8 protein-coding genes are annotated in these 10,153 nt (G+C 69.4%); 5 read left to right on the top strand and 3 right to left on the bottom strand.

Annotated features, from left to right (window positions below):
* Positions 1 to 98: 98 nt before the first annotated feature.
* Positions 99 to 1,811, bottom strand: coding sequence for a 2-isopropylmalate synthase (leuA, locus tag AB0M47_RS40125; RefSeq protein ID WP_363423581.1), 1,713 nt, complete (start codon positions 1,809 to 1,811; stop codon positions 99 to 101).
* A 277-nt stretch (positions 1,812 to 2,088) separates the two neighbouring features.
* On the opposite strand from leuA, the gene AB0M47_RS40120 reads away from it, so the two are divergent.
* The 3 genes from AB0M47_RS40120 (at position 2,089) to AB0M47_RS40110 (ending at position 4,987) form a co-directional block, all read left to right on the top strand.
* A complete protein-coding gene (locus tag AB0M47_RS40120) occupies positions 2,089 to 3,006 on the top strand; it encodes an MFS transporter (RefSeq protein ID WP_363423579.1) in 918 nt (305 codons plus the stop codon).
* Between the two features lie 5 nt (positions 3,007 to 3,011).
* Positions 3,012 to 3,359, top strand: coding sequence for a hypothetical protein (locus AB0M47_RS40115; protein ID WP_363423577.1), 348 nt, complete (start codon positions 3,012 to 3,014; stop codon positions 3,357 to 3,359).
* 80 nt (positions 3,360 to 3,439) lie between these two features.
* Positions 3,440 to 4,987, top strand: coding sequence for a hypothetical protein (locus AB0M47_RS40110; protein WP_363423575.1), 1,548 nt, complete (start codon positions 3,440 to 3,442; stop codon positions 4,985 to 4,987).
* Between the two features lie 60 nt (positions 4,988 to 5,047).
* Here AB0M47_RS40110 and AB0M47_RS40105 read toward each other — a convergent pair whose 3' ends face one another.
* Complete coding sequence (locus tag AB0M47_RS40105) at positions 5,048 to 6,115, bottom strand: aspartate-semialdehyde dehydrogenase (RefSeq protein ID WP_363423573.1); 1,068 nt, start codon at positions 6,113 to 6,115, stop codon at positions 5,048 to 5,050.
* A 4-nt stretch (positions 6,116 to 6,119) separates the two neighbouring features.
* Positions 6,120 to 7,385, bottom strand: coding sequence for an aspartate kinase (locus tag AB0M47_RS40100; RefSeq protein ID WP_253759471.1), 1,266 nt, complete (start codon positions 7,383 to 7,385; stop codon positions 6,120 to 6,122).
* Between the two features lie 325 nt (positions 7,386 to 7,710).
* Between AB0M47_RS40100 and AB0M47_RS40095 the strand changes: the two genes are divergently transcribed.
* Together AB0M47_RS40095 and AB0M47_RS40090 are read left to right on the top strand one after the other, a co-directional pair.
* Positions 7,711 to 8,505, top strand: coding sequence for a hypothetical protein (locus AB0M47_RS40095; RefSeq protein ID WP_363423571.1), 795 nt, complete (start codon positions 7,711 to 7,713; stop codon positions 8,503 to 8,505).
* A gap of 141 nt (positions 8,506 to 8,646) precedes the next feature.
* Positions 8,647 to 10,107, top strand: coding sequence for a sensor domain-containing diguanylate cyclase (locus AB0M47_RS40090; RefSeq protein ID WP_363423569.1), 1,461 nt, complete (start codon positions 8,647 to 8,649; stop codon positions 10,105 to 10,107).
* Positions 10,108 to 10,153 lie beyond the last annotated feature (46 nt).

Genomic DNA, 10,153 nt, shown 5'->3' with positions numbered 1-10,153 from the left:
TCCGCGCTTTTAGCAGCAGATCAGGGATATGCCTGCGATCTTGGACCAAGATCGCAGGCATATCCCTGATCTGACGGGTACGCCGGACGGCGAAGGGGTCAGCGGTTGACGGCGCTGGCCACGGCCTTCAGCGAAGCAGTGAGAATGCTGCCGTCGACCCCGACGCCCCAGCGGATCTCGCCGTCGATCTCACACTCGACGTACGCGGCCGCCTGCGCGTCGTCACCCGCGGTGAGCGCGTGCTCGGCGTAGTCCAGGACGCGTACGTTGACGCCCCGGTCGCGCAGCGCGTGGGTGAAGGCGTCGATCGGGCCGTTGCCGATGCCCTCCAGGCGGGAGTCGACCCCGTCCAGTCGTGCCTCGACGTCGATCTCGACCTTGTCATCCACAGTGGAGATCGAGTAGGAGTCCACCGTGATCCGGCGATCGGCGAAGTACTCCTGCTGGAAGATCTCCCACATGCGGCTCGGGCCGACCTCGCCGCCGGCGTCGTCGGTGTGCCGCTGGATGACGCCGGAGAACTCGATCTGCATCCGGCGCGGCAGGTCGAGGTGGTGCTCGCTCTTCATGATGTACGCCACGCCACCCTTGCCGGACTGCGAGTTGACCCGGATGACCGCCTCGTAGCTGCGGCCCAGGTCCTTCGGGTCGATCGGCAGGTAGGGCACCGCCCAGTAGCCGTCGCCCTGGGCCTCCAGGCCCTTCTTGATGGCGTCCTGGTGGGAGCCGCTGAACGCGGTGTAGACCAGGTCGCCGGCGTACGGGTGACGCTCGTGCACGGGCAGCTGGTTGCAGTATTCGACGGTCCGCTTGATCTCGTCGATGCCGGTGAAGTCGATCTCCGGGTCGATGCCCTGGCTGAACAGGTTCAGGCCCAGCGTCACCAGGTCGACGTTGCCCGTCCGCTCGCCGTTGCCGAACAGGCAGCCCTCGACGCGCTGCGCGCCGGCCAGCATCGCCAGTTCGGTGGCGGCGACGCCGGTGCCCCGGTCGTTGTGCGGGTGGACGCTCAGCACGACGCTGTCGCGTCGCGGCAGGTTCCGGTGCATCCACTCGATGCTGTCCGCGTACACGTTGGGGGTGATCATCTCCACCGTGGCGGGCAGGTTGATGATCAGCGGCCGGTCCGGGCTCGGGTCGATCGCCTCGATGACCGCCGAGCAGATCTCCAGCGCGTAGTCCTGTTCCGTGCCCGTGTAGGACTCGGGGGAGTACTCGTAGTAGATCTCGGTGTCGGGGGTGTGGATCTCGGCGTACTTCTGGCACATCCGCGCGCCGTCGACGGCGATGGCGGTGATGCCGGCCCGGTCCAGCCCGAAGACGACCTTGCGCTGCACGATCGAGGTCGAGTTGTAGAAGTGCACGATCGCCCGCTTGGCGCCGCGCAGCGCCTCGAAGGTCCGGTCGATCAGGTGCTCGCGGCACTGGACCAGGACCTGGATCGTGACGTCCTCCGGGATCAGCTGCTGCTCGATCAGCTGGCGGACGAAGTCGAAGTCGGTCTGGCTGGCGGCCGGGAAGCCGACCTCGATCTCCTTGTATCCCATCCGGACCAGCAGCTCGAACATGCGGCGCTTGCGCTCGGGGGACATCGGGTCGATCAGGGCCTGGTTGCCGTCGCGCAGGTCGACGGCGCACCAGCGGGGGGCGCGCTCGACGCGGCGGGCGGGCCACTGCCGGTCGGGCAGATCGACGGCGATCTGCTCGTGGAAGGGCTGGTAACGCTCGAAAGGCATGCCGCTCGGGCGCTGGCGCGCGATGGGATCCGCGGCGTCTTCGCTGGAACTCGGCACGATGGATACGTCCGACATAGGTCGATTCTCCCGGATGGTCAGGTGGCTCAAGGAATGCGTGTGGGCTGATTCACAGGCCGGAAGCGAGAAAATCCGGCGGGATGCGCATCGATCGACCGGCCGGGACGCGGTACGCGCGTCGCATCACCGCGACGAGATGCCGGTCTCAGGCCTCGTCGCGGCAGCGAAGGAGAAGCGCACGCCACATGACCTTGGCAACATTACCGGCAGATCACGGACCTGGTACGCACCTCCCACATCGCGGGAAGAGCGGGTTGCCGCCGGTGAACGGATCATGGTCGAATCCGGAACCATGGGGGAACGACTGCTGAACAGGATCTTGCCGCCGCCCGGACTGCCCCGGCGACTGGCCGTGCAATCGGCGATCATCGCGACCGGCTCCGGCACCTTCCTCACCGGAAGCGTCGTCTTCTTCACCCAGATCGTCGGCCTCACCCCGGTGCAGATCGGCCTCGGCTTCTCGATCGTCGGCGGAGTCGGCCTGGTCGGCTCGCTCCCGCTGGGGCATCTCGCGGACCGGATGGGCGGCAAGCGCGCCTGGGTCCTCGGCGCCCTCGGTGAGGCCGCCGCGTTCGCCTGCTATCCGTTCGCGCGCGGGTTCTGGTCGTTCGTCGCCGCCATCGTGGTCGCCTCGGTCGCCGACATGCTCGCCAACGGCGGTCGCACCGTCTACACCGCCGCCGCGCTGCCCAAGGAGAGCCGGGTCCGGATCATGGCGTTCATGCGGGCGTACCTCAACGTCGGCTTCACGATCGGCGCGGGCCTGGGTGCGGCCGCGTTGGCGGTGAACTCGCACGCGGGCCTGATCGCGCTCGTCCTCGCCAACGCGTTCGGCCTGTGCGTGAACGCGTTCGTGGTGTCCCGCATGCCCACGATCCACGCGCCGCGCGAGACGCGTACCCGGACCAGCCCGTGGGGCGTGCTGCGCGATCACCCCTACACCGCACTGTCCGTACTGCTCTCGGTGATCTGGCTGCACGGCATGATCTTCAACGAGATCATGCCGCTGTGGGCCGTCACGATGACCGACGTGCCCAAGCCCGTGCTCGGCGCGCTGTTCGCGCTCAACACCGTGATGGCCGTGCTCCTTCAGGTTCCGGCCACGCGCGGCGCCGACTCGCTTTCCGGATCGGTACGCCTCATGCGGTGGGCCGGGCTGGCGAGTGCGATCGCCTGTCCGTCATCGCGTTGAGCGGGATGACGCATGGGTGGCTGACGGTGGCGGTCCTCGCCGCCGGTGTGGCGCTGACGACCGCCACGGAATTGTGGGCGTCGGCGGCCCAGTGGTTCTTCCAGACCGAGATCCCGCCCGCCGACCAGCGCGGTGCGTACGTCGGGGGCAGTCGCTCGATTTCAGGCGTCGCCCGGATGGTCGGCCCGGCCTCGCTGACCTTCCTCGCCATCCAGACGGGCGGCTGGGGCTGGTGGCTCATCGCGCTGCTCTTCCTCGCCTGCACTGTCGCGATTGGACCGATCATCGGCTGGGTCGAGCGCACCCCGCGAAACGGTGCGGCCGTTGCCATTCCGGAGCCGGCCGCGGTTTGACCGCACCTGTCGCGGCCAGCGAAGGCAACCGGTTCACTGCTACGCTCCCGGGGCTTCACCAACCCCTCACGGAGGCTCGCATGCGGCTGAAAGCTGCGCGGCGGTGGTTGGTGGCTACGGGGATGGTCGCGACGCTGGTCGGGTTGACCGGTGCGCCTGCTGTAGCCCAATCCGCTGCTGCGCCAAGAATGTTCGTTGATGATGTCCTGCTCGCGGCAAACGGCGACGGCACAGTTTTCGGATTCTCTCTGTACGCGACGCCGACCGAGTACCACACCAAGATCACGGCGACCTACGACGTCACCGATCTGGCCGACGTCGCCACCGTGTGGGACGCGGGCACCTCGCCCGAGGTCACGTGTACCAGAGCCGGCGCGATCGTGACCTGTGTCGCGGACGAGGCGTACATCGGCGAGCAGGATCCGTTCAGCTATTACCTGAGGATCAAGCCTCTTCCCGGCGCGGTGCCTGACACGTCGGGCGTTGTCAAAATAACTGTCTCCTCCCCCCATTTCGGCACCATCACCCAAACCGCCAAGGTCACGGTGGCGGAAGTGATCGACCTCGCCGCCGTGGTCCCGCCCAAGTCGACCGCCGAGCCGGGCGACAGTTTCACCGTGCCGTTGCGCGTCGTGAACGTCGGCTCGCCGACGATCCACGGGGTGGTGGCCTACTTCCGCGCCGGCGTCTTCATCGAGGCGGGCCAGAAGTACAGCAACTGCACCTACGCCGGCAATTCGCCGAGGTCGTGCCGGTTCGACACCGACCTCCGACCGGGGCGCGAATACCAGGTGGACCTGCCGCTCAAGATCTCGGACGCTGGTGTTGCCCCGCGAGACGGCGGCGAGGCGGTTACTTGGTATACGCCTGCGCGGTACGCCGGCCTCGAGAAGTGGCTGAACTCTCTGGACGGCGAGGTGCTTGGCAAACCGGGCGTCGGCGGAAAGTTGTCGCTGCGCGAACTCGCCCCGGCGGCCAGCAGCGCCCAGACGCAGATCGACATAAACGGCGGGGGCTACGCCGACATCCCGATCGACATCGTCGGGATGCCGGACATCTCCGCCTCCCGAGGCACCGCTTCCGGAGCAGTCGGTGCCAAGGTGCAGGTGAAAGTACGCGCGGTCAACCGGGGTAAGGCCGTTATCCGGTTCGCCCCAGACGAGCCAGTCCTCGACTTCATCGTTCCAACCGGTGCCACTGTCACTACGGCGCCGCAGAGCTGCCGGCCCCTGACATCCGGTGGTGTCGGCGGCAACGGTGCGCCGGGCGGCCGGGAATACCGCTGTTACAGGTACAAGACGAACCTCGGTCCAAAGCGAACTCTGACCTATCTGTTCGAGCTTCGGCTGGATCGGGCCGGCACGCTGCGGGGCACTGAGCGGATCGTCACGACCCGGACCGCTGAGGAATTCGCGAAGATCGACACCGACCCTTCCAACAACGAGGCGGAGATCGTGCTGACCGCCCGCGCGCCCGGCGCTCCCGGTGGCGGGGACCCGGCCGAGGACGACGGGCTGCCGATCACGGGTGCCCCGGTGGCGCTGATCACGGCGGCCGGTCTGTTGCTGATCGGCATCGGCTTCGTCCTATTCCAGGCGACGCGCAGCCGGCGGCGTACTGCCATCTGACATACGCAGGACGAAGGCCGGCGAGGACACTGCCTCGCCGGCCTTCGGCGTACTGGGGGATCAGCGGGTGGCGGGGACGAACTCCGCCGCGATCAGCTCCGCGATCTGGGCGGTGTTGAGAGCCGCGCCCTTGCGAAGGTTGTCACCGGTCACGAAGAAGTCGAGGGCCCGGGGGTCGTCGAGCGAACGGCGCAGGCGGCCGATCCAGGACGGGTCGGTGCCCACGGCGTCGATCGGCATCGGGAACTCGCCGTTGGCCGGGTCGTCGACGAGGATGACGCCGGGCGCGCCGCGCAGCACCTCACGGGCTCCTTCAGCGTCCACTTCGGAGCCGAACACGGCGTGCACCGAGATCGAGTGGCCGCGGCTGACCGGCACCCGTACGCAGGTCGCACTGACCTTGAGGTCGGGCAGCCCGAGGATCTTCCGGGACTCGTTGCGCATCTTCAGTTCCTCGGACGACCAGCCGCCGTCCTTGAGCGAACCCGCCCACGGGATGACGTTGAGCGCGACCGGAGCGGGGAACGGGCCGAGGTCGTCGCCGACGGCGTTGCGGACGTTGCCCGTACGCGAGCCGAGCGCCCGATCCCCGGCGACCCGGGTGAGCTGGTCGTGCAGGGCGTCGACGCCGGCCTGACCGGCCCCCGAGACCGCCTGGTACGAGGCCAGCACCAGCTCCTTGAGGCCGTACTCGCGGTGCAGCGGGGCGACCGCGACGATCATGGCCAGCGTGGTGCAGTTGGCGTTGGCGATGATGCCCCGGGTCCGGTTGCGGGTCTGCTCGGGATTGATCTCGGGCACCACCAGCGGAACGTCGGGGTCCATCCGGAACGCGCCGGAGTTGTCCACGACGATCGCGCCCGCCTCGGCGGCGACCGGAGCCCAGGCGGCCGAGATCTCGTCGGGGACGTCGAACATCGCGACGTCGATGCCCTCGAACGCGTCGGTGCTGAGCGCGACGACCTCGACCTGTTCGCCTCGCACCGACAGCCGCTTGCCGGCCGAGCGCGGGGACGCGATCAGGCGGATCTCGCCCCAGACGTTCTTCCGGCTGGTCAGGATTTCCAGCATCACGGTGCCCACCGCGCCGGTGGCACCGACGACAGCGAGGTTCGGCAGCCTGCTCACGGCGTTACCGCCCGGTGCCGGCGTAGACGATCGCCTCGGTGTCGCCGCCGAGCTCGAACGCGTCGTGCACCGCGAGGACAGCCTTGTTGAGGTCGCTGTCCCGGCAGACCACCGAGACCCGGATCTCGGAGGTCGAGATCATCTCGATGTTGACGCCCGCCTCGCCGAGGGCCGCGAAGAACCGCGCCGCGACACCGGGGTGCGAGCGCATCCCCGCGCCGACCAGCGACACCTTGCCGACGTGATCGTCGAAGAGTAGGCCCTTGAAGCCGATCGAGGACTGCACCTTCGACAGCGCCGCCATCGCGGCGGGGCCGTCGTCCTTGGGCAGTGTGAAGGAGATGTCCGTACGCCCGGTGCCCTCGGTGGAGACGTTCTGCACGATCATGTCGAGGTTGGTCTCGGCGTTGGCCACCGTCTCGAAGATGCGCGCGGCCTCGCCGGGGGTGTCCGGTACGCCGACGATGGTGATCTTGGCTTCCGAGCGGTCGTGCGCCACACCGGTGATCAGTGCCTGTTCCACGGGGAGGTCCTCCATTGATCCGGTGACCATGGTGCCGGTCTTGTCCGAGTACGACGAGCGCACGTGAATCGGCAGGTTCGCCCGCCGGGCGTACTCGACCGAACGCAGGTGCAGCACCTTCGCGCCGCACGCGCACAGTTCGAGCATCTCCTCGTAGGTGACCTGGGCGATGTGCCGGGCGTTCGGGACGATCCGGGGATCGGCCGTGAACACACCGTCCACATCGGTGTAGATCTCGCACACGTCGGCGTCCAGCGCCGCGGCCAACGCTACGGCCGTCGTGTCGGAGCCGCCCCGGCCCAGGGTGGTGATGTCCTTGGTGTCTTGGGAGATCCCTTGGAAGCCCGCGACGATCGCGATCGCGCCCTCGTCGAGCGCGCCGCGCAGCCGGCCCGGCGTCACGTCGATGATCCGCGCCTTGCCGTGCACCGAGGTGGTGATCACGCCGGCCTGCGATCCCGTGTAGGACCGGGCCTCGTAGCCCAGGTTGTGGATCGCCATCGCCAGCAGCGCCATCGAGATGCGCTCGCCGGCGGTCAGCAGCATGTCGAACTCGCGACCGGGCGGCAGGGGGCTGACCTGATGCGCGAGATCGATCAGCTCGTCGGTCGTGTCACCCATCGCGGAGACGACCACGACGACCTCGTCGCCGGACTTGCGGGCGTTGACGATCCGCTCCGCGACCCGCTTGATCCGCTCGGCGTTCGCAACCGAGGAACCGCCGTACTTCTGCACCACCAGGGCCACGGTGCGGCTCTCCTCTCCTCGCCGGCCTGTGCCGTCAGGCCGCGCGGCCGGCTGTGTCGTCAGAAAGACGTGCACGCCCGCTGACTGCGGCGCACGGGACTTCGCGCGGAGGTGTCCGGGCGAAGGCACCTGTGAGGATACCGGTCCGCCCCCCTGATCAGCACAGTCCGTTCCCACGATCTGACCCGGCGTACAAGATCTGCGCGCGGCCAGCGGGGCGGGCGATCAGGCTGCGTTTCGGAGCGCGCCGGGCCGGAAGGATTGCGGCCGAAGATCGGCTGTGTCGTTGCACACCGGCGTGGCGCGCTGGGACGAGAATTCGCCCATGCGTGTCGCCCGACCCCTTATCGCCCTCGTCGCCGTGGCGACCGCGGCCGTCCTCGCCTCCGCCTGCAGCTCACCACCACCGACGGAGGTCGATCCCACCACCGGCCCGGCCGCGCCGGACGACCCCCGGTCAGTCCTCGCGGCTCGTGCGGCCGCCGCGAAGGACCTGCACCAGACGGCGCTCTACTCGCTCAAGACGACCGGCCGTCCCGACCGGTCCGTGACCGTCACCCTCGCGCAGGACGGCGGGTGGAAGGTCGACGTCCCGGCCACGGCCCTGGGGGGCACGGTCGACATCTCACTGGTACGCACGGGGGGTGCGCTCTACCAGTGCGCGTTGCCGTCCGCGACCCGGCCGCAGAGCGGATGCGTACGCCTGTCGAAGGTGGTGTCGGCGTACGACCCGAAGGTGCAGCACCTGTTCACCGACTGGCTGGAGGTCTTCATGGATCGCCAGGCCGCCCTCGCGGTGACGACGGCGACGGCGCTGCCGGGCGTGCAGGGCGCCTGCTACACCGTCGACACCTCGGCGGTCTCCGTCAAGGCACCGGTCGATCCGGGCATCTACTGCTACGCCGACAACGGGACGCTGACCGGCGCCCGGACCAGCGTCGGAACGCTCACTCTCGTCGGCGCGCCGACGCCCGCGCCGCCGACGATCACGTTGCCGGGCGCGGTCATCCCGGGGCAGCCGTTGGTGAACGCGTCGCCGCCCGCGCCGTCGCTCACCCCGAGTGCGAGCGGTACGCCCAGCGGAAAGCCTTCTGTGACACCCACCACAAGCAGGCGCTGAGGCGGGTCCCAATTGGCCGGATTCACCCGGCGCACTCAGCGAACGTGAGTATCGTGGGCGGCCATAACGCCCCCTGGGGCGCCCCTGCCACCCCGGACGAGAACAAGGAACGTGCTTACCCCTCCGCGCATCGTCGAAGATGTGACCGATCGGCTCCGCGCCGCGCACAGCGCGGTCGACGCCTGTCGCGCGGTGGTCGACGTCCTGGCCACGCACACCGACGCGTTGATCGCGACTCTGCTGCACGTCCACGACCACCTGCGATGTGTCGCGGCGGCCGGGTCCTGGCACGTCTTCTCCTCCGTGCCGTTGGGCCGGGGCGTCGTCGGCCGCGTGTACGCGTCCGGGCGTACCGCCGTGCTGACGGACGTGACGATCGACCCGGAGTTCATCCGGCTCGGCCCGGACGTCGTCGCCGAGATCTGCGTACCCATCCTCGACCGCACCGGTGAGCCGCTCGGCGCGCTGAACCTCGAGTGGACCAGCGAACTCGCCGCGACTCCCGATCTCGGCGCATGGCAGGTGCTCGCCGAGGAACTCGGCAAGTCGCTCGGGGCGCGCATCGACGAACTGGGCGGGCCGCCGGCCGAGACGCAAGCGGAGAAGCTGCTCCGGCACAGCGTCGCCCTGTCGGCGGCGGGAACCGAAGCAGAGGTGTACGCCCGAGTGGCCGAAGCGGCGCGGGACGTCTCCGGGCTGTCCTCCGCCGTCGTGCTGACGCCGATCGCCGGTGACACAGCGGAGCCGATCGACATGCCCGTCGGGGTGACCGGAAGCGCCGCTCTCTTCATCGGCGGAGTCGTGTTGCGCAGCAGCTCCCCGGGCCGATACGACCGGGCGCTCGTCCAACGGCTCGCCGACCTGGGCGGGCGGGAGCTGGGCGTACTGCTCGACCGGGCGCGCCGGCACGGCACCTCGTTCTCCCTCGGCGACCCTGACCAGCTCGATCCGCGCGGCTTCGAAGCGGTCACCAAGGCCGGCGTACGCACGATGATCGTCGCGCCCATCGGCCCCGGCGCGCTGGGCGGCGTCCTGGTCGCCTTCGACGACGTGACCGCCCATCCCGAACCGGCCCGGGTCAGCCTGCTCGAACTACTCGGCACCCAGGCCTGGACCTGCCTCGACCGGTTGCACTCGCTCACCCGGCTGCGGCACCGGGCCAGCTCCGATCCGCTGACCGGGCTGCGGCACCACGGGCCGTTCGGCGAACGGCTGGCGGCGGCCGAACCCGGCCGGACCGCGCTGCTCGCGATCGACGTGGACCAGTTCAAGGTCATCAACGACACGTACGGCCACGCCGCCGGCGACCGGGCGCTCGTCGACCTGGCCCGCGCGCTCGAAAGCACCCTGCGTCAGGGGGACGAGCTGTACCGCATCGGCGGAGACGAATTCGTCGCCGTGGTCGAGGTGCCCAGCTCGAACGAAGCCGTCGCGGTCGCCGAGCGGCTCACGGCGGCCGCCCGCCGCGTCGGGCGCACGATCTCCGTCGGCGTCGCCCTGCAACGTCGCGACGAACTCGGCGAGACCACGCTCAGCCGGGCCGACCAGGCGCTCTACGAAGTCAAACGCCGCGGCCGCGACGGCCTCCACCTAGCCCCCTAACCAACCCCCCACCCCCCCCCGCCCCCGGCGCGGGCCCCCCCCCCCC

Origin of the sequence: Hamadaea sp. NPDC051192 (assembly GCF_040682475.1) — a bacterium.
GTDB classification, from domain to species: domain Bacteria; phylum Actinomycetota; class Actinomycetes; order Mycobacteriales; family Micromonosporaceae; genus Hamadaea; species Hamadaea flava.
This window is presented reverse-complemented; position numbering and strand designations above follow the sequence as displayed.

Coding starts and splice junctions, on each gene's coding strand:
- leuA (WP_363423581.1), bottom strand. CDS start 1,811: ATGTCGGACGTATCCATCGTGCCGAGTTCCAGCGAAGACGCCGCGGAT.
- AB0M47_RS40120 (WP_363423579.1), top strand. CDS start 2,089: ATGGTCGAATCCGGAACCATGGGGGAACGACTGCTGAACAGGATCTTG.
- AB0M47_RS40115 (WP_363423577.1), top strand. CDS start 3,012: ATGACGCATGGGTGGCTGACGGTGGCGGTCCTCGCCGCCGGTGTGGCG.
- AB0M47_RS40110 (WP_363423575.1), top strand. CDS start 3,440: ATGCGGCTGAAAGCTGCGCGGCGGTGGTTGGTGGCTACGGGGATGGTC.
- AB0M47_RS40095 (WP_363423571.1), top strand. CDS start 7,711: ATGCGTGTCGCCCGACCCCTTATCGCCCTCGTCGCCGTGGCGACCGCG.